At 41.0% G+C, this 19,390-nt stretch carries 17 protein-coding genes; 14 read left to right on the top strand and 3 right to left on the bottom strand.

Features of this window, described 5'->3' with window-relative positions:
* Window positions 1-105 precede the first annotated feature (105 nt).
* Both mutS and mutL read left to right on the top strand, forming a co-directional pair.
* Window positions 106-2,718 carry a DNA mismatch repair protein MutS gene (gene mutS / locus ACZ9EE_RS07130; RefSeq protein ID WP_476025950.1) on the top strand — a complete coding sequence of 871 codons (2,613 nt, stop codon included), beginning with the start codon at window positions 106-108 and terminating at the stop codon, window positions 2,716-2,718.
* Between the two features lie 13 nt (window positions 2,719-2,731).
* Entirely contained in the window at window positions 2,732-4,660 is a 1,929-nt protein-coding gene (mutL, locus tag ACZ9EE_RS07125) for a DNA mismatch repair endonuclease MutL (RefSeq protein WP_476025949.1), read from the top strand.
* A 410-nt stretch (window positions 4,661-5,070) separates the two neighbouring features.
* On the opposite strand, the gene mreBH is transcribed toward mutL, so the two are convergent.
* Window positions 5,071-6,078, bottom strand: coding sequence for a rod-share determining protein MreBH (gene mreBH, locus ACZ9EE_RS07120; protein WP_476025948.1), 1,008 nt, complete (start codon window positions 6,076-6,078; stop codon window positions 5,071-5,073).
* 305 nt (window positions 6,079-6,383) lie between these two features.
* On the opposite strand from mreBH, the gene miaA reads away from it, so the two are divergent.
* From miaA to spoVK, 3 genes are all read left to right on the top strand, one after another.
* Window positions 6,384-7,340 (top strand): tRNA (adenosine(37)-N6)-dimethylallyltransferase MiaA, encoded by a 957-nt coding sequence (gene miaA, locus ACZ9EE_RS07115; RefSeq protein ID WP_476025947.1) that lies wholly within the window; start codon window positions 6,384-6,386, stop codon window positions 7,338-7,340.
* Between the two features lie 26 nt (window positions 7,341-7,366).
* The gene (hfq, locus tag ACZ9EE_RS07110) at window positions 7,367-7,597 is read left to right on the top strand and encodes an RNA chaperone Hfq (protein ID WP_215040877.1); all 231 of its coding nucleotides are present in this window, start codon (window positions 7,367-7,369) and stop codon (window positions 7,595-7,597) included.
* Window positions 7,598-7,790: 193 nt separating this feature from the next.
* Window positions 7,791-8,738 carry a stage V sporulation protein K gene (spoVK, locus tag ACZ9EE_RS07105; RefSeq protein ID WP_476025946.1) on the top strand — a complete coding sequence of 316 codons (948 nt, stop codon included), beginning with the start codon at window positions 7,791-7,793 and terminating at the stop codon, window positions 8,736-8,738.
* Between the two features lie 75 nt (window positions 8,739-8,813).
* Here spoVK and ACZ9EE_RS07100 read toward each other — a convergent pair whose 3' ends face one another.
* Window positions 8,814-9,452: a trimeric intracellular cation channel family protein gene (locus tag ACZ9EE_RS07100; RefSeq protein WP_476025945.1), complete on the bottom strand. Its 639-nt coding sequence runs from the start codon at window positions 9,450-9,452 to the stop codon at window positions 8,814-8,816.
* Window positions 9,453-9,654: 202 nt separating this feature from the next.
* Between ACZ9EE_RS07100 and hflX the strand changes: the two genes are divergently transcribed.
* The 4 genes from hflX to glnA all read left to right on the top strand — a co-directional run bounded on the left by hflX (window position 9,655) and on the right by glnA (window position 14,117).
* On the top strand, window positions 9,655-10,914 hold the full coding sequence (gene hflX, locus ACZ9EE_RS07095) for a GTPase HflX (protein ID WP_476025944.1): 1,260 nt from the start codon (window positions 9,655-9,657) through the stop codon (window positions 10,912-10,914).
* A gap of 14 nt (window positions 10,915-10,928) precedes the next feature.
* On the top strand, window positions 10,929-12,197 hold the full coding sequence (locus ACZ9EE_RS07090) for a methionine gamma-lyase family protein (RefSeq protein ID WP_476025943.1): 1,269 nt from the start codon (window positions 10,929-10,931) through the stop codon (window positions 12,195-12,197).
* Window positions 12,198-12,368: 171 nt separating this feature from the next.
* Window positions 12,369-12,746 carry a MerR family transcriptional regulator gene (locus tag ACZ9EE_RS07085; RefSeq protein WP_476032886.1) on the top strand — a complete coding sequence of 126 codons (378 nt, stop codon included), beginning with the start codon at window positions 12,369-12,371 and terminating at the stop codon, window positions 12,744-12,746.
* 36 nt (window positions 12,747-12,782) lie between these two features.
* Window positions 12,783-14,117 carry a type I glutamate--ammonia ligase gene (gene glnA / locus ACZ9EE_RS07080; protein WP_476025942.1) on the top strand — a complete coding sequence of 445 codons (1,335 nt, stop codon included), beginning with the start codon at window positions 12,783-12,785 and terminating at the stop codon, window positions 14,115-14,117.
* A gap of 101 nt (window positions 14,118-14,218) precedes the next feature.
* Here glnA and lexA read toward each other — a convergent pair whose 3' ends face one another.
* Window positions 14,219-14,842 carry a transcriptional repressor LexA gene (gene lexA / locus ACZ9EE_RS07075; protein ID WP_476025941.1) on the bottom strand — a complete coding sequence of 208 codons (624 nt, stop codon included), beginning with the start codon at window positions 14,840-14,842 and terminating at the stop codon, window positions 14,219-14,221.
* A gap of 161 nt (window positions 14,843-15,003) precedes the next feature.
* On the opposite strand from lexA, the gene yneA reads away from it, so the two are divergent.
* The 5 genes from yneA (at window position 15,004) to sirA (ending at window position 19,323) form a co-directional block, all read left to right on the top strand.
* Window positions 15,004-15,324 carry a cell division suppressor protein YneA gene (gene yneA, locus ACZ9EE_RS07070; protein WP_476025940.1) on the top strand — a complete coding sequence of 107 codons (321 nt, stop codon included), beginning with the start codon at window positions 15,004-15,006 and terminating at the stop codon, window positions 15,322-15,324.
* A gap of 12 nt (window positions 15,325-15,336) precedes the next feature.
* Window positions 15,337-15,984, top strand: a complete 648-nt coding sequence (locus tag ACZ9EE_RS07065; RefSeq protein WP_476025939.1) for a YneB family resolvase-like protein — start codon at window positions 15,337-15,339, stop codon at window positions 15,982-15,984.
* Between the two features lie 72 nt (window positions 15,985-16,056).
* Window positions 16,057-16,287, top strand: coding sequence for a DUF896 domain-containing protein (locus ACZ9EE_RS07060; protein ID WP_098528585.1), 231 nt, complete (start codon window positions 16,057-16,059; stop codon window positions 16,285-16,287).
* Between the two features lie 220 nt (window positions 16,288-16,507).
* Window positions 16,508-18,514 (top strand): transketolase, encoded by a 2,007-nt coding sequence (gene tkt / locus ACZ9EE_RS07055; protein WP_476025938.1) that lies wholly within the window; start codon window positions 16,508-16,510, stop codon window positions 18,512-18,514.
* 368 nt (window positions 18,515-18,882) lie between these two features.
* Complete coding sequence (sirA, locus tag ACZ9EE_RS07050) at window positions 18,883-19,323, top strand: sporulation inhibitor of replication protein SirA (protein ID WP_476025937.1); 441 nt, start codon at window positions 18,883-18,885, stop codon at window positions 19,321-19,323.
* Window positions 19,324-19,390 lie beyond the last annotated feature (67 nt).

Here is a 19,390-nt window from a genome sequence, read left to right as displayed (position 1 = left end):
CATGTCCACATGAACACGCTTCTAAGGACAGCGAGTGGTTCTTAAAAAATACCCAATCAAGAGGGAACCCCCTTAAAATAAAAGATTAATACCCTGGAGGTCATTATGGCTGGTTATACGCCGATGATACAACAATATCTAACAATTAAGGCAGATTATCAAGATGCCTTTTTATTTTTTCGCTTAGGCGACTTTTATGAAATGTTTTTTGATGATGCCATCAAAGCATCACAGGAACTAGAAATCACCCTAACAAGCCGCGAGGGCGGCAGTGAAGATCGAATTCCGATGTGCGGAGTACCATACCATTCCGCTCCTAACTATATTGAACAGCTGATTTCCAAAGGCTTTAAGGTAGCCATTTGTGAGCAAATGGAAGACCCAAGACAAACAAAAGGCATGGTAAAACGGGAAGTCGTTCAGTTAATCACCCCTGGTACCGTAATGGATGGAAAAGGGTTAACGGATAAAGAGAACAACTATCTGGCCTCCATTACAGCCTTTGACGACCAAACCTATGGTTTTGCTTACAACGATATCTCAACAGGTGAAAGCCGGGTAACCCTTCTTTCTACTAATTTTGATGAAGTTCTCAACGAATTGGCTGTCTTAAGTGCGAAAGAAGTCGTCGTTGCCAGCAATTTTGATGGGGAACTACAAAAGAAAATGCGTGAACGCGATGTGCTGGCGATTTCGATAGAGGATAATAGTTCAATAGAAATGAACTTTGCCCACCTGCTTAAGGATCTGAATCAGGAAAAATTAAAGCAAACGGCAGCAAGGCTGTTTCATTATTTATTCCGCTCGCAGAAGCGAAGTCTAGACCATCTGCAGCCGGTAACGACCTATCAAATTCAGCAATATATGAAAATTGATTATTACTCAAAACGAAATCTCGAATTAACCGAAACAATTCGTTCAAAAGGAAAAAGAGGCTCGTTGTTATGGTTGCTTGATGAAACAAAAACTGCCATGGGCGGACGGATGCTGAAGCACTGGATTGATCGGCCGTTGATTCAACAATCAGAGATTGAGCAGCGTCATAATTTGGTGGATGTGTTAATCCAGCATTATTTTGAGCGTCAGGAGCTGCGTGAAAACTTAAAGGAAGTCTATGATTTAGAGAGATTAGCCGGACGGGTGGCGTTTGGCAATGTAAATGCCCGCGATTTAGTCCAACTAAAGCGTTCCTTAATGCAGGTACCTTTTTTAAAACAAATCCTTTTCGGAATGCAAAATGAGCAAATGAATGAAATTGCTGAAAAGCTTGACCCCTGTGAAGAGGTAACCGATCTCCTTGAACAGGCAATAGTAGATAATCCACCGCTTTCCTTAAAAGAAGGAAATATCATTCGCGACGGCTATCATGATCAGCTTGATCAATATCGTGATGCCAGCCGAAACGGAAAAACGTGGATTGCCCAGCTAGAGCGGGAAGAACGTGAGAAAACTGGAATTAAGTCGTTAAAGGTTGGCTATAACCGTGTGTTTGGCTATTATATCGAGGTTACCCGTGCCAACCTGCACCTTTTAACCGAAGGTCAATATGAGCGGAAACAGACGTTAACGAATGCTGAACGCTTTATTACACCTGAATTAAAAGAAAAAGAGGCACTAATTTTACAAGCGGAAGAAAAATGCGGGGAGCTGGAGTATGATTTATTCACCGGAATCCGCGAAATGGTCAAAGAACAAATTCCGCGTTTGCAGGCGTTAGCCAAAGCTGTCAGTGAACTTGACGTATTACAATGTTTCGCTCAAGTCAGCGAAGAACGCCGCTATGTCAAACCGCAATTTTCGAATGAGCGCCGGGTAGTACTGAAGGATGGCCGTCATCCGGTTGTTGAAAAAGTGTTGAACACACAGGAATATGTGCCAAACGACTGCATTATGGACAGCGACCGTGAAGTTCTTCTGATTACAGGACCGAATATGTCTGGTAAAAGTACGTATATGCGGCAAATCGCCTTGATCGCTATATTGGGGCAAATCGGCTGCTATGTTCCAGCCTCAGAAGCGGTTTTACCGATTTTTGACCAAGTGTTTACACGAATTGGTGCAGCGGACGATTTGATTTCCGGACAAAGTACCTTTATGGTCGAAATGCTTGAGGCAAAAAATGCGATTGCGAATGCAACGCAAAATAGTTTAATTTTATTCGATGAAATTGGCCGGGGAACATCCACCTATGATGGGATGGCCCTTGCCCAGGCGATTATTGAATACATTCATGAGCGGATTGGAGCGAAAACCTTATTTTCAACCCATTATCATGAGCTAACCGTCTTAGAAGAAGAACTTTCAAAGTTAAAAAATATTCATGTTAGTGCAATTGAACATAACGGCAAGGTTGTGTTCCTTCATAAAATTAAAGAAGGTCCAGCTGATAAAAGTTACGGTATTCATGTAGCTCAGCTAGCGGAACTTCCGTCGGAGTTAATCAAACGGGCGAGTGAAATTTTAGCGGAACTGGAACAGACTGATGCTCAGCCGGCTCCAGTGAAAAAATCGTCTGTGCAACCCGTCCCAGACGTTGAAAAACCTGTGGAGCAGCCGGCCCAGTTATCCTTTTTCGATGAGCCGTCATCACCGAAAAAAGCGGAGCCTACTCCTAAAGAAAAGCGAGTTTTAGATAAGATTAAAGAAATAGATTTATTAGATGTGACGCCGCTTCAAGCGATCAACCTGCTGTATGAGCTCCAGAAAAAGTTAAAGTAAGGGGGCTTTATTGATGGGCAAGATTATCCAATTAGATGAAATTTTATCAAATAAAATTGCGGCTGGAGAGGTTGTCGAACGCCCTGCCTCTGTCGTGAAAGAACTGGTTGAAAATGCGATTGATGCCGGCAGTACGGTGATTGAAATTGAAATCGAAGAGGCCGGGCTGGCTAAAATCCGCATCACGGACAACGGCTATGGGATCGAGGAAGAGGACGTATTAATCGCCTTCCAGCGCCATGCCACTAGTAAGATCAAAAATGAAAATGATTTGTTCCGGATTCGGACGCTCGGATTCCGTGGGGAAGCCCTGCCGAGTATCGCCTCGGTTTCCAGACTGGAGATGAAGACTTCCACCGGAGAAGGTGCCGGAAACAGAGTAGTGATTGAGGGCGGCAAGGTCGAAGTTTTTGAAAAAGCATCGGCTCGACGCGGCACCGATCTCACGATTACCGATCTATTCTACAATACGCCTGCTCGTTTGAAATATATGAAAACCATTCATACAGAGCTTGGCAACATTACGGATGTTGTGAACCGATTGGCGCTTTCCCATCCTGAGGTTGCATTTCGGTTAATTCATAATGAGCGGAAACTGCTGCAAACGAATGGAAACGGCGATGTCCGCCAAGTGTTAGCTGCGATTTATGGTATGGCTATTGCAAAACAGCTTGTCCCGGTTTCCGGTAAATCACTAGATTATACGATAAGCGGTTTTGCATCGATGCCGGAAGTAACGAGGGCGTCAAGGAACTATATTTCAACGATGATTAATGGTCGTTTTATTAAAAATTACGCATTGGCCAGAGCGATTCAGGAAGGTTATCATACCTTGCTTCCGATTGGACGTTATCCGATTGTGCTTCTTAATATTGAGATGGATCCTCTCTTGGTTGATGTCAATGTGCATCCATCAAAAATGGAGGTCCGCATCAGTAAGGAAGCCGAACTCAATGAGCTGGTCACAACGATAATAAAGGATACCTTTAAATCGAAAATCTTGATTCCAACTGCCTACACACCTGTGAAAAAAGAAGAACCCAAATCAGAGCAAACAGCGTTCGTTTTGGATGAAGGGACGACATTTACCAGCAAAAAGATAGAAACTCCGTGGGAGCGTCCGGTATTTGCACAAACCGTTCAAGAAACAACCACTATTCCGGTTCCAAGATTTGATTCGATTCCTGTTAAGCAGGAGGTATCGGAGTCTGAGAGTTCTTTCGAAACTTCTTTTGAACCGAATGAGGAACCGTTTGAACAGGAGTATTTCGATCATGCTTCAGCTCCAGAAAGCGAACCAAGTGATTTCCAACCGCAGGCAGAGTACGTTGCACCCGCTGAACACGATGAAGTCAAAAGCAGGATTCCGCGTCTATATCCAATCGGTCAAATGCATGGGACGTATATTTTTGCACAGAATGAAAATGGCTTATATATTATCGACCAGCACGCCGCACAGGAACGGTTGAAATATGAGTATTTCCGGGAAAAAGTAGGACAGGTTCAGTCCGAGCTGCAGGAATTGCTCGTACCTATTACATTGGAGTATTCAACAGATGAATATGTAAAAATAACAGAGAATCTTAGTGAACTAGAAAAAGTAGGGGTGTTCCTCGAGGAATTCGGTTTAAATAGTTTTATTGTCCGGTCCCATCCGCAATGGTTTCCTAAAGGGGAAGAGAAGCAGATTATTGAGGATATGATTGAACAGGTATTATTGATGAAAAAGGTAGATATTAAGAAGCTTCGGGAAGAGGCGGCGATCATGATGAGCTGTAAAGCCTCGATCAAAGCAAACCGCCATTTGCGCAACGATGAAATTCAGGCACTTCTTGATGATCTGCGCAAAGCATCAGACCCGTTTACCTGTCCGCATGGCAGACCGATTATTGTTCATTATTCTATCTATGAGATGGAGAAGATGTTTAAACGGGTGATGTAGTATTCTATTGTGACCGTGAGACCTGTAAAAGAGGTAGAACGGTCACAATAAAAAAGAATAGTGCCCGTGGACATTGAAAAAGAGAACCGCCGGTCACAATAAAAGATAATAGTGCCCGCGGACTCTGAAAAAGAGAGCAGCCGGTCACAATAAAAGATAATAGTGCCCGTGGACTCTAAAAAAGAGAACAGCCGGTCACAATAAAAGATAATAGTGCCCGTGGAATCCGAAAAAGAGAGCAGCCGGTCACAATAAAAGATAATAGTCCCCGCGGACTCTGAAAAAGAGAACAGCCGGTCACAATAAAAAAGAATTCTGCCGCTAGTAGGCAAAAAAGATAGCAACCGGTCACTAAACTATTAAATTAAAAAAAGGCTGCAGGAAAAAATTCTGCAGCCTTTTAAAATACCCTATTTTACACCAACATGAATCTTATTAATAAACTGAAGCGCCTGTCCAGTCCCAACAGCCACAGATTCCAATGGACTTGATGCCAGCTGAACCGGAACAAAAATTTCCTCACTCAACCATGCTTCCATTCCATTTAACAACGATCCGCCGCCAGTCAGAATCACACCTCGATCGACGATATCACCACTTAACTCAGCTGGGCAATCCTCGAGTGTTGCACGAATAGCCTCCATAATATGCAACAAGGATTCTCTAATAGCATTACGAATTTCATAAGATGATAGTTTAACAGTTTTTGGTAAGCCAGTTACAAGATCCCGGCCGCGCACATCCATAAACTTTTCTTCATGGTCAATCAGAGCATAACCAATTTCCATTTTAATATTCTCAGCCGTTCTTTCCCCAATTAATACATTGTATACTTTGCGGACATGTTGAATAATATCGTCATCCAAACGATCGCCGCCTATTTTAATAGAATGGCAGGCCACTACACCACCAAAGGAAATAATCGCCACTTCTGTATTACCACCGCCGATATCGACTACCACATTGGCAACTGGCTCATCAACAGGCATACCTGCCCCAATGGCCGCAGCAACAGGTTCTTCAATCAGTGATATCTTTTTGGCGCCAGCATTTCGTACCGCATCCTGGATCGCTCTGCGCTCAACACTAGTGGAACCCGACGGAATACAAACGACCACATTCGGCTTGCGAATGGCGAAACCTAATTTCTTAGAAGCCTTCCTCATCACGTGTTTAAGCATTTCGGTAGTAACATCAAAATCAGCGATAACCCCATCTTTTAATGGACGGATGGCGATAATTTTCTCCGGTGTCTTACCGATCATCTCTTTCGCTTCGATCCCAACAGCAATTACATTCTTTGTCTCTGTATCTATTACCACAACCGATGGCTCGTTAAGTACAATTCCTTTACTCTTGCTATATACCAATATATTAGCGGTTCCTAAATCAATCCCAATATCAAAATTAGAAAGCATTCTTATTCACCTATTCCTAAATTTTTAAATACATTAAATGCTACGTTTAAGACTAACATGAATATGGGGGTAAAAAGCTTTTTGTAAATGAACCGTTATCGATTTGTAACCTTATATATTTTTTTGTCATATTTTGAAGTATTCTGATATAAAAATTTCATTTTACGATAAACGCATAAGAAACAAATTTTTTGTATATACTTGTTTGATGTTCTACTGCTTTTCAAAATTGTGTTAACATGTAAGGATGGCAGCAGTGAAACAGCCGCCATCACTGAAAAAAAGCATAAGGCAGTGAGAAAATAGTGGATTCCAATCAAAAATTATTAGTTATCATTGGTCCTACCGCAGTGGGAAAAACAAATCTGAGCATCGAAATGGCCAAACGTTACGACGGTGAAATTATCTCAGGTGACTCCATGCAAATTTATCGTGGTATGGATATCGGGACGGCAAAAATAACGAAAGAAGAAATGCAGGGTATCCCGCACCATTTAATTGATATCAAGGAGCCGGAAGAAAGTTTTTCAGTTGCAGAATTTCAACTCCTAGTTCGTGCTAAAATAAATGAGATTGCCAAAAGGGGAAAGCTTCCCATCATTGTTGGCGGGACAGGGTTATACATTCAGTCCGTCATTTATGACTATCAATTTTCAGATGTACCTGGTGATGAAGCTTTTCGGCTTAAATTAGAGGAACGAGCAAAGCAAATTGGAAATGAAGCATTGTACAAAGAATTACAGGCGGTTGACCCAGAGAGTGCCGCACAAATCCATCCCAATAATGTGAGAAGGGTCATCCGGGCACTTGAGATATTCCATTTGACAGGTAAAACCATGCAGGATTTTCAGAGGAAACAGCAGCCAGATCTGCTGTATGACACGGCACTTGTCGGATTATCGATGGAACGGGAAAAGCTTTACGACCGCATTAACCAAAGAGTAGATATAATGGTTGATCAAGGACTGCTAGAGGAGGTAAAATCCTTATACAACCAAGGCTTACGTAATTGCCAGTCGATTCAAGCGATCGGGTATAAAGAAATTTATGACTATTTAGATGGCAGCGTACCTTGGGAGGAAGCGGTTGAACAGCTAAAACAAAACTCAAGGAGATATGCAAAAAGGCAGTTGACTTGGTTTCGTAACAAAATGGATGTACAATGGTTTGATATGACATATGTGAACAATTTCGCAAAAAAAATAGCGGAAATTTCACAATATGTTGAAGGAAAGCTTCAAGTAAAATCGAATACATATTAGTAGAGATAAAAGAGGAGGATATACTAATGAAAACAACAATTAATATTCAAGATCAATTTTTGAACCAGTGCCGTAAAGACAACACCAATGTGACGGTGTTCCTTCTAAATGGGTTCCAATTAAGAGGCCAAATTAAGGGCTTTGATAATTTTACCGTATTATTTGAATCAGAGGGTAAACAGCAATTGGTATTTAAGCACGCTATTTCCACTTTTGCACCGCAGCGCAATGTCCAGCTTGAATTGGATAATCAATAAACGATCATCAAAATGGAGCCCTCATGCCTTGGGCTCTTTTTTTATTTCTCAAAATAAAGGAAATCTTCTTTAATGAATTGCCAGGGTTGTGAATACACATAGAGGGAAGGATTATGCCTAACCTAAAACACTTCTGAGTAGCTTAAATCATGCTACCTTACGTATACTGTCTGCAGAATGAGAGGTGATAGCTTTGGATCAACCATTTCGAACGAAAAGTAACGGCCAAATAAGGGTGGTTCTCAACTCGCATGAAAGAACTACGATAAGAAAAGAGGTACCCGATTTTCAAGTTGTTCCAAAGGTCATTCCCCCAGAGCATACCGCACTAAAAGAAATTGAAGAGGAGCTCGGGGCACTGGTTGGCATGGAAGAAATGAAGCGCATGATTAAAGAAATTTATGCTTGGATTTATGTGAACAAGAAGCGCGAGGAAATGGGGCTGAAGGCTAGAAAGCAGTCCCTCCATATGATGTTTAAAGGGAACCCTGGAACAGGGAAAACAACAGTTGCCAGGTTAATTGGCAAGCTTTTTCAAAAGATGAATGTACTCTCCAAAGGCCACTTAATTGAGGCGGAACGGGCCGACCTCGTCGGTGAGTATATTGGCCATACTGCCCAAAAAACGAGGGATTTAGTGAAGAAAGCTCAGGGAGGAATCTTATTTATTGATGAAGCTTACTCACTAGGGCGCGGCGGTGAAAAGGATTTTGGCAAAGAAGCAATCGACACGCTGGTTAAACATATGGAGGATAAGCAGCATGAGTTTATCTTAATTCTTGCCGGGTATTCGAGAGAAATGGATCATTTTTTAACATTAAATCCTGGTCTTCATTCACGGTTCCCCTTGGTGATTGATTTTCCCGATTATAATATCGAACAGCTGATGGATATTGCTGGAAGGATGTTAAAAGATAGAGAGTATACGCTAAGCCATGAGGCCGAGAAAAAATTAAAAGACCATTTGATTTGGGTAAAGGCTGTTTTAAATCCTAATAGTTTTTCAAACGGAAGGTATGTCCGCAACGTAATCGAAAAATCAGTGCGGGCACAGGCAATGAGACTGTTGATGCTAAATAGCTATGACAAACATGAATTAATGACCCTTAGAAGTAATGATTTAATATTTGAGGAAGATTAATTGCAAAAGCGGAAATGCCCGTTTGTCGGCGCAGACTTGGAATGGGACGGTTTAAATAAAAAAACGGCGGAATCATTATCCGCCGATTTGTTTTTGATTTTGGATTTTTTGGGAAACGCCAAGATGTCGGGAAGGAAGCTTCCAATCAAAGGTATAAGACAGCACTCGCAGACCGGTTACGATCACAAATAGGGTATATAATTGCCATGACTCAACAGCAATCTCAAGGCCAATGATTAGACCCGCCAGGATAGCCCAAACAGCATAAATTTCCGCTCTCAACACAATCGGTTTCCTTCCGGCAAGCAGATCACGGATAATCCCCCCGCCAATCCCGGTTAAAACAGCTGCAACAATGACAGCACTTAAAGGGTGGTTCATTTTCTCGGCATAGATCGCACCTTGAATCGCAAAAGCGGACAGGCCAATGGCATCAAAAAGGTTGCCCCATCTTTGCCAATGCCGGAGCAGGTTAGTCGGAAATAAAAACACCGCTGTAATCGACAACAAGGCAATTTGAAAAAATAATCCTTGTCCCCATAACGCTGACACAGGTACGCCAATTAACAGATTTCGTATTGCGCCGCCGCCAAACGCTGTAACAATTCCTAAGATATAAACTCCTAATATATCATAATCTTCTTCCATTGCCACAATTGCACCGCTGACAGCAAAAGCAATGGTTCCGATCATACTTAATACTTCCCATGTCATAGTTGATTTCCCCTCTGTATATGGTCACAAAAAACATAATGGTAAATATAAAAACCGATCTCAACGAACAATAAAATTTTATCACGATGCGGGGAAATTACAATCATTATTTTAATATCGAAAAGGTTGGGGGAAATTAGTGATTACTAAGTTTTTTTGTTATGATGAAAGATAAGGAATAGTTAAGGAAGGAAGGGTGCCTGTGGAACAAAAGGAAACGAAGGAAAAGGTTGTTCTCGTTGGCTGTCAAACAAATGGAGATGAGGATTCACGTTTTGACTATTCGATGGAAGAGTTAGGAGCTCTAACCGAAACCGCTCAAGGAGAGGTCATTGCTTCAGTAATTCAAAAACGAGACCGCATCCATCCCGCAACCTATATTGGTAAGGGTAAAGTAGAAGAACTGAAAGCACTCGTGGAAGAGCTCGAAGCAGACATCGTCATCTTCAATGACGAACTTTCACCAAGCCAAAAAAGAAATCTGGGCTCAGAAATTGAAGCACGGATTATTGACCGAACCCAACTCATTTTAGATATCTTTGCGCAAAGAGCGCGTTCAAAAGAAGGAAAGCTGCAGGTTGAGCTGGCACAGCTGCAATACATACTTCCCCGCTTGGCCGGACAAGGTATAGCACTATCAAGACTTGGTGCCGGAATCGGAACTAGAGGGCCAGGGGAAACAAAACTTGAATCAGATCGACGACACATCCGCCGCAGAATCGATGATATTAAGAGTCAGCTTTCCGTTATAGTTCAGCACCGTGACAGATACCGTGAGCGCAGAAAGAAAAATAAAACTTTTCAAGTTGCTATCGTCGGTTATACAAATGCAGGCAAATCGACACTTTTTAATCGGTTATCCGAAGCGGAGTCTTATGAAGAGAATCAATTGTTTGCCACACTAGATCCGATGACACGCAAATTGATTTTACCAAGTGGCTTCTTAGCCTTAATAACGGATACAGTAGGCTTTATTCAAGACCTGCCAACTACTCTGATAGCAGCATTCCGCTCTACCCTTGAGGAAGTAAAGGAAGCCGATTTGCTACTTCATGTGGTCGATATGTCAAATCCAGACTATTACCAGCATGAAAAGACGGTGAAAAAGTTACTTGATGACTTAGAAGTAAAAGATATCCCGCAAATAACCGTGTATAATAAAAGAGATATTCAACATCCGGATTTTGTTCCCACAGCGGATACGACCACCAGCTTCATTAGTGCCTTTGATGAAAAGGACCGTCACGCTTTAAAGGAACAAATCGAAAGAGTTGTCATGGGGATGATGGAGTCTTACGAAGTACGAATTCCTTCTACGGAAGGGAAGCTGCTTTCACAATTGAAAAATGAAACCATCCTCCGAGAACTTGTTTTTGATGAGGAAGGCCAATTTTACCGTTGTAAAGGGTACACACTCGCGGATCATCAAATCTCCGGACAATTACAGAAATTCACGATATAGATTGGAGTAACAACATGTTTCAACAGTTGCAAAATGGGGAAAAGCTTCACTCCCTTGTTAAAAAAGTGGAACAGCAAATTGCTGAAGTGCATAAAGACATAGATGAAAAAATGGAGAATAACCAATTTAGGGTTTTGCAAAGCTATCAAAAGCACCGGGTTAGTGATTCTCACTTTATCCCGTCTACTGGCTACGGCTATGATGATATTGGCAGAGATACCTTGGAATTAATTTATGCAGATGTGTTTGGCGGAGAAGCTGGGCTTGTCCGCCCGCAGATTATTTCCGGTACACATGCGATTTCCATTGCCTTATTCGGGGTGCTAAGACCAGGGGATGAACTGCTTTATATCACCGGGAAACCTTATGATACGCTAGAAGAAATCGTTGGGATTCGCGGTAATGGGGTAGGCTCCTTAAAGGAATTTGGCATTTCATACGACAGTGTCGCCCTAACAGAAGAGGGGGCGATTAATTGGGATGAAGTTGCTGGAAAAATAAAGCCAAACACCAAAATGATTGGAATTCAGCGCTCAAAAGGGTATGCCACCAGACCATCGTTCACGGTAGAGGAAATCGGTCAAATGATCTCCTTTGTCAAAGAAATAAAACCTGATCTTGTCGTTTTCGTTGATAATTGCTATGGTGAATTCGTAGAGGATCAAGAACCATGTCATGTTGGGGCAGATTTAATGGCCGGCTCATTAATTAAAAATCCTGGGGGCGGACTTGCGAAAACAGGCGGGTACATCGTTGGAAAAAAACAATGGGTAGAGGCCTGTTCTTACCGAATGACATCTCCTGGGATTGGGGCCGAGGCTGGTGCTTCCCTTTATAGCCTTCAAGAAATGTATCAAGGTTTCTTTCTCGCGCCGCATGTGGTCGGTCAGGCATTAAAGGGGGCAGTGTTTACGGCCGCTATGCTGGAGCAATTGGGGATGAATTCCTCACCTAAATGGGATGCCAAAAGAACGGACCTCATTCAGTCTGTACAATTTGATGACCGTGATAAAATGGTTTCTTTCTGTCAGGCCATTCAATTTGCGTCGCCGATTAACTCCTATGTTACACCATATCCAAGTTATATGCCTGGCTATGAAGATGATGTAATTATGGCTGCAGGAACGTTTATCCAAGGAGCCAGTATTGAATTAACAGCAGATGGCCCGCTAAGGCCTCCGTATGTGGCCTATGTCCAGGGCGGTTTAACGTATGCCCACGTTAAAATGGCGATCTGTTTAGCCATTGACCAATTAGTGGATAAAGGATTAATAAGCCTTTGATAGGACAATATAAAAAACAGAAAAATACAAGTTGTTCAAAATATTCTTTAAAAATCGTGTAAGAAAATCTTACATAACATTGACATCTTTTCTTACACGAAATATAATAGCATTATGATTTACCAGTAAGGGAGGAGAAATTTGGTGAGTGGAAAAGAAATTCGTCGTTCCATGCCATTGTTTCCTATCGGGACCGTCATGCAGTTAACAGAGTTAACCGCAAGGCAAATCCGCTATTATGAAGAACACCAATTGATTTCTCCAGCAAGAACCGAGGGAAACAGACGTCTATTTAGTCTAAATGATATTGATAGACTATTAGAAATAAAAGACTTAATTGACCAAGGTGTGAACATGGCTGGGATCAAGCAATTGTTCATGGTCAAGGAGCAGCAGCAATCAAATATAGTAGAGAAACAAACTGAAAAAGCCAAACAAGATTTAACAGATGAACAACTTAGAAAGCTTCTCCGCAATGAATTAATGCATACAGGCAGAAACAATCGATTTACATTACGCCAAGGCGATATGTCTCGATTTTTCCATTAAAGTTAATCATTCTTTTTTAAAATAGGGGGAATTAAAATGGCAAAGTATTCAAGAGAAGACATCCAACGGATGGCGAAAGAGGAGAACGTAAAATTTATTCGACTTCAATTTACCGACATTCTTGGAACCATTAAAAATGTTGAGATTCCAATTAGCCAATTGGAAAAGGCACTTGATAACAAAATGATGTTTGACGGTTCTTCCATTGAAGGATTTGTTCGTATCGAAGAATCTGATATGCTTTTATATCCAGACCTTAGCACATGGGTAATTTTCCCTTGGACTGCTGAAAAAGGAAAAGTGGCTCGTTTAATCTGTGATATCTATACTCCAGAAGGCAAGCCTTTTGAAGGTGACCCTCGTAATAACTTAAGAAGAGTATTAAAAGAAATGGAAGAACTCGGATTCACTAACTTCAATCTTGGACCTGAGCCAGAATTCTTCTTATTCAAATTAGACCAAAAAGGCGAACCAACTTTAGAACTTAACGACCAAGGCGGATACTTTGACTTAGCTCCAACTGACTTAGGTGAAAACTGCCGTCGTGATATCGTTCTTGAGCTAGAAGAAATGGGCTTTGAAATTGAAGCTTCCCACCACGAGGTAGCTCCTGGACAACACGAAATCGATTTTAAATATGCTGATGCATTAACGGCTTGTGACCAAATTCAAACGTTCAAGCTTGTTGTAAAAACAATTGCTCGTAAACACGGCTTACACGCTACCTTTATGCCAAAACCATTATTCGGTGTAAATGGATCAGGTATGCACTGTAACCTTTCATTATTCAAAGACGGCCAAAATGCATTCTTTGAGCCAACTGGAAATCTTGAATTAAGTGATACAGCTCGTCAATTCATCGCTGGTATCCTTAAGCACGCTCCAGCATTTACAGCGGTAACGAACCCAACTGTAAACTCTTATAAGCGTCTAGTACCTGGTTACGAAGCACCTTGTTATGTAGCATGGTCTGCTAGAAACCGTTCACCACTTATCCGTATTCCTGCATCTCGCGGCTTAAGCACACGTGTAGAAGTACGTAGTGTGGACCCAGCAGCAAATCCATACCTTGCAATGGCTGTTCTATTAAAAGCAGGTTTAGACGGAATTAAAAATAAATTAACTCCTCCAGCTCCAGTAGACCGCAACATCTATGTAATGAGCAAGGAAGAGAGAATCGAAGAAGGCATCATCGATCTTCCAGCAACACTTGCGCAAGCAATTGATCAATTAAGTGCTAATGAAGTAATTGTTTCTGGTTTAGGAGAGCACATCTTCGAACACTTCGTTGAAGCAAAAGAAATCGAGTGGGATATGTTTAGAACCGTCGTTCACCAATGGGAACGCGATCAATACATGAGCACATACTAAAAACATGAAAAGGCCTTGGCGCTCCGGCGGCAAGGCTTTTTTATGTTAGGTAAAGCATGCAAGTCAAACAGAAAAGAGAACTGAAATCAGCTCTCTTGGTTTTAATGAATATGACGATAAACCCCAATCACTTTCCCTAATATTGAAACATTTCGTAAAATGATCGGATCCATCGAAGAATTTTCCGGCTGCAAGCGAATGTAATCTTTCTCCTTAAAGAATCTCTTACAGGTTGCTTCATCATCCTCAGTCATCGCGACGACAATTTCCCCATTATTTGCAGTCTGCTGCTGCTTGACAATTACATAATCTCCATCAAGAATGCCTGCCTCTATCATACTTTCACCCATGATTTCTAGCATAAACACCTGCTCATCTGCAGGAGCCAGGCTTTCAGGAAGTGGAAAATATTCTTCGACATTCTCGATTGCTGTGATCGGCATACCTGCCGTTACCTTACCGACTACAGGAACATTGACCACTTTATTTCTAGGAATCTGTGCCGCTTCATCCGCATCTAGTATTTCGATCGCTCTTGGTTTAGTAGGGTCTCTTCTAATTAGGCCTTTACTCTCTAAGCGTGCAAGGTGACCGTGAACCGTAGAACTGGATGCAAGTCCCACTGCTTCACCGATTTCCCTAACAGAAGGTGGATACCCCTTACTTTTGACCTCGTCCTTGATAAATTCCAGGATATCTTGCTGTCGTTTTGATATCTTTACCATGATAAAATGCACCTCGCCTGGTTAATGTTGTCTTTATTATAGCATGTTGTATCCTGCTATACAAACATAAGTTCGAGAAAATGGTTGACAGCAAACAAATGTTCGGATTATAATGAAATCAATTCAAAAGAGAACATATATTCTTATAAGAGGTGCGAAACATGAAAAAATTATGGAACCAATACTCGTATGCTATTACTCTTATTCTTTTAAGCTGCACATTAGCTTTCGTCTTATTATTAAACCATCATTCTGATGAACAATATGTAAAAGTAACTATTTCTGAAGGAGATACACTATGGAAGATTTCTGATCAATTTGAGGGTCAGCATTCTCTATCACACAAGGAATTCGTAAGCTGGGTCAAAAAACATAATGAAAATATCAAGGATCAAATCTATCCTGGTGAAGAAATTGTAATTCCGGTAAGTAAAAACGAATCTTCCAATCCAACACAACTTGCAAGTGCACCAAAGGAATAGAAAGGAAATAGAATGAAAGCCATTATATACTGTCGTGTCAGTACCAATAAAGAAACACAGGAAACATCTTTAAAACGCCAGGAAGAAGAATTAATCCAGCTAGCGAACCATTGTGGATTCGAAATTGATTCCATCATCAAAGAACAAGCAAGTGGTTATGATTTTGAAAGAGATGGAATTCTAGAGGTATTGGAGCGAATAAAGGAACCACAGGTTCAGGCATTGTTAATTCAGGATGAAACACGACTTGGAAGAGGGAATGCTAAAATTGCTCTCCTGCACTGTATTATAAAAGAAGGAATTCAACTTTATAGTATTTCTCATAATGGTGAATTACAACTGTCTGAATCAGATTCTATGGTATTAAAAATAGTCAGCATTGTAGAAGAATATCAGCGTAAGCTGCATAATGTAAAAATAAAACGAGGCATGAAACGAGCTGTAGTCCAAGGATATAAGCCGGAAAAAAACTTAAAAAATCTTGGTCAATCCTCCGGCAGGGAGAAAATCGACGTTCCAATTGAACAAATTATCCGACTGCGGGACAATGAACTGACGTTTGCTGAAATCGCCGCCACCCTTAGAGGATTTGGGTATAATGTTTCAAAAGCAACCGTACATCGAAGATACCAGGAATATATAGAATCACAGAAACAGTAGCCCTTTACTTGTCATAAAGGGTTTTTTTTAGTAAAATCAAGTGTCTTTATTTGATAGAAAGGATGGGTGAGAATGCTTTCAAAAGAAAAAATGGCTCGCATTAATGAACTGGCCAGAAAAGCAAAATCGTCAGGGTTAACAGAGCTAGAAGCAAAAGAACAATCCAAATTAAGAAGTGAATACTTGGCTACTTTCCGGGCAAATATGCTCGATACTTTAACGAATACAAAATTTATTGATCCTGAAGGTAATGATGTAACACCTGAAAAATTAAAGGCTAGAAAGAACCGGCCACTTCATTAACCATATAGGAAGGGTACAACTCTTCTGCATTTTCTTACCTCGCCAATGAAAGGCGGGGTATTTTTATTTTACGATAATTTACCTTTATCTAAATGGAGTCAAAAATAAAAATAATGGGCAAATTTTCATTCTTATTATTGTTTATTAGTTGAATTAATAGACAATGCAAGATAATATAAGGGATGTATTTATTATCCGTGTTCAAGAAAGGATGTAATTCATGTTTAATACTATTGATGATTTATCTGTAACATCTATTCGTACGCTATCGATCGATGCGATTGAGAAAGCAAACTCAGGGCATCCCGGTATGCCAATGGGTGCTGCTCCGATGACTTATACATTATGGACAAGATTCATGAACCATAATCCAAAGAATCCTCACTGGTTCAACCGTGATCGTTTCGTCTTATCTGCAGGCCATGGTTCTGCATTGTTATACAGCATGCTCCACTTATCCGGCTATAATTTAAGTATGGAAGACATGAAACAATTCCGTCAGTGGGGCAGTAAGACACCAGGGCACCCTGAGTATCGCCACACAGAAGGCGTAGAAGCAACTACAGGACCACTTGGACAAGGGATTGCAATGGCTGTCGGAATGGCTATGGCAGAACGCCATGTTGCTAGTGTTTATAATAAAGACAACTATGAAATTGTGAACCATTTTACATACAGTGTTTGTGGTGATGGAGACCTTATGGAGGGTGTTTCTGCAGAAGCAGCTTCACTTGCAGGACATTTAAAACTAGGCCGTTTAGTCGTTCTATATGATTCTAATGATATTTCTCTTGATGGAGAGCTAAACAAGTCTTTCTCTGAAAGTGTAAAAGGCCGTTTTGAAGCTTATGGCTGGCAATACCTACGTGTTGAAGACGGCAATAATCTTGAAGAAATCGCCAAAGCACTTGAAGAAGCAAGAAACGACCTTGACCGTCCTACAATGATTGAAGTTAGAACCGTTATCGGATATGGCTCGCCAAACCGTGCCGGTACTTCAGGTGTGCACGGTGCTCCACTAGGTGAGAGCGAGTTAAAGCTTACAAAAGAAGCGTATAAGTGGACTTTTGAACAAGATTTCCATGTTCCGCAAGAAGTGTACGACAACTTCCAAAAACTCATTGGTGAAAACGGTGAGAAAAAGGAAAAAGAATGGAACGACACGTTCGCACAATATAAAAATGAATATCCAGAATTAGCTGCTCAGCTTGAACAAGCGTTAAACAATGAACTTCCTGAAGGCTGGGACAAGGATATCCCTGTCTACCAAGAAGGTAAGAGTCTAGCAAGCCGTGCCTCTTCTGGTGAAGCCCTAAATGGTATTGCTAAAAATCTACCAATCTTCATTGGCGGTTCAGCAGACCTTGCTGGTTCAAATAAAACAATGATCAAAGGTTCAGCCGATTATATGCCAGGCAGTTATGAAGGCCGTAATTTCTGGTTCGGCGTTCGTGAATTTGCCATGGGCGCAGCGATGAATGGTATTGCCCTTCACGGTGGAGTAAAAGTATTTGGCGGTACATTCTTCGTATTCTCTGATTACCTTCGTCCAGCGATTCGTTTAGCTTCGATAATGGGACTACCTGTTACCTATGTATTTACGCATGATAGTATCGCTGTTGGGGAAGACGGCCCAACACACGAACCTGTTGAGCAGCTTGCAGCACTGCGCGCAATGCCAGGCCTATCCATCATCCGTCCGGCAGACGGCAATGAAACAGCAGCAGCTTGGAAGCTTGCGGTTGAATCAACTAATAAACCAACGGCACTTATCTTGACTCGTCAAGATTTACCTACATTAAAAGGTACAGATACAAATGCATATGAAGGAGTTTCAAAGGGTGCGTATGTCGTTTCTCCTGCTGAAAAAGAAACGGCAGATGCTTTAATTTTGGCAACTGGCTCTGAAGTAAGTCTAGCGGTTGAAGCACAAAAAGTCCTTGCAGGTGAAGGTGTTCATGTTTCGGTTGTCAGCATGCCTTCATGGGATCGTTTTGAACAACAATCTCAAGAATATAAAGATTCTGTTCTTCCAAGAAGTGTGAAAAAGCGTCTTGGGATTGAAATGGGTGCTTCACTCGGCTGGCACAAATATACAGGTGACGAAGGCGATGTCTTGGCAATTGACCAATTTGGAGCATCAGCACCAGGTGAAAAAATTATGGAAGAATACGGCTTTAACGTTAATCATGTTGTTGCACGTGTTAAGGCTCTTTTACAAAAATAAATCAGATAAATTAGAAGGAGAACGGAGATTCCGTTCTCTTTTTTTTTGCAAATATGCTAGGATTTTCAACCTATGATTAAAATTAGCCATAAATATAGAAATTATGGTCCATAAATTACTATTTTTGGACCAATTACACACTGAAAGGAGCCAATGCCCTTTTTTACGGGTATATATAGTAGAAATAGTTATTACAATATTTTGAACAATGGCATTTTTTAGAGGAAAATTCATAAATTCTACCGAAATAGTAGTTTGTAACATGATAATCGACAAAAGTAGTGAAAGTTTTTGCCGCCGTAAGACAAACGTTTTGTTCATGCTTTTTTATAATAGAAAAAAGGGTTTCAACGAAGGAGAGAACAGTGGTGAGAAAATATCAGCTTTACTTAATAGAAGATGAATTTGCCGCCCATTACTTCGGACGAGAGCGTATATTTTTTCAGCTTTTTCAAGAACATCAAACATCTGACGGCGAACTTAAATTTATTACACAAAAACAAATTTCATATATTACGAAACGGGTCGAGGTTCTAAAAATCCACAATCTGCTCCAAAAACAGCTCGGAAAAATGAAGGGTTTTAAAGCGGATCATGGTGCATATACGATTTTCTTAAGCGGAAAACTAAGCACGGCAAGGTTAGAAGTCTTTCAAGAATTAATCACCGTGGAAGCAGAAGGTACCTATGAAGCGGAGACTGCCTTTTTTGAAGTACTTAGAAAATGTGAATCTTCCTTCTTAGCGATTGATCTTGAACATGAGCGCGTTGGCTGGCTAAAACCAATTAAAGAAAGAAAATTTGTCTAATTAAAATGAGAAATATTGTTTTCTTCCGATTAATTTAGTACACTGTATGATAGACAACATGAAGGAG

The sequence above is a fragment of the Bacillus sp. URHA0034 genome (genome assembly GCF_056280405.1).
Note: the sequence above shows the minus strand (reverse complement) of the source record. Positions and strands in the feature narration are given on the sequence as shown.

What these genes read in the sequence shown, in the direction of transcription:
- ACZ9EE_RS07085 (WP_476032886.1), top strand. Translation starts at nt 12,369, where the DNA reads ATGCCATTGTTTCCTATCGGGACCGTCATGCAGTTAACAGAGTTAACC.
- mutL (WP_476025949.1), top strand. Translation starts at nt 2,732, where the DNA reads ATGGGCAAGATTATCCAATTAGATGAAATTTTATCAAATAAAATTGCG.
- yneA (WP_476025940.1), top strand. Translation starts at nt 15,004, where the DNA reads ATGAAAAAATTATGGAACCAATACTCGTATGCTATTACTCTTATTCTT.
- lexA (WP_476025941.1), bottom strand. Translation starts at nt 14,842, where the DNA reads ATGGTAAAGATATCAAAACGACAGCAAGATATCCTGGAATTTATCAAG.
- glnA (WP_476025942.1), top strand. Translation starts at nt 12,783, where the DNA reads ATGGCAAAGTATTCAAGAGAAGACATCCAACGGATGGCGAAAGAGGAG.
- ACZ9EE_RS07065 (WP_476025939.1), top strand. Translation starts at nt 15,337, where the DNA reads ATGAAAGCCATTATATACTGTCGTGTCAGTACCAATAAAGAAACACAG.
- mreBH (WP_476025948.1), bottom strand. Translation starts at nt 6,078, where the DNA reads ATGCTTTCTAATTTTGATATTGGGATTGATTTAGGAACCGCTAATATA.
- ACZ9EE_RS07090 (WP_476025943.1), top strand. Translation starts at nt 10,929, where the DNA reads ATGTTTCAACAGTTGCAAAATGGGGAAAAGCTTCACTCCCTTGTTAAA.
- hfq (WP_215040877.1), top strand. Translation starts at nt 7,367, where the DNA reads ATGAAAACAACAATTAATATTCAAGATCAATTTTTGAACCAGTGCCGT.
- ACZ9EE_RS07100 (WP_476025945.1), bottom strand. Translation starts at nt 9,452, where the DNA reads ATGACATGGGAAGTATTAAGTATGATCGGAACCATTGCTTTTGCTGTC.
- ACZ9EE_RS07060 (WP_098528585.1), top strand. Translation starts at nt 16,057, where the DNA reads ATGCTTTCAAAAGAAAAAATGGCTCGCATTAATGAACTGGCCAGAAAA.
- mutS (WP_476025950.1), top strand. Translation starts at nt 106, where the DNA reads ATGGCTGGTTATACGCCGATGATACAACAATATCTAACAATTAAGGCA.
- tkt (WP_476025938.1), top strand. Translation starts at nt 16,508, where the DNA reads ATGTTTAATACTATTGATGATTTATCTGTAACATCTATTCGTACGCTA.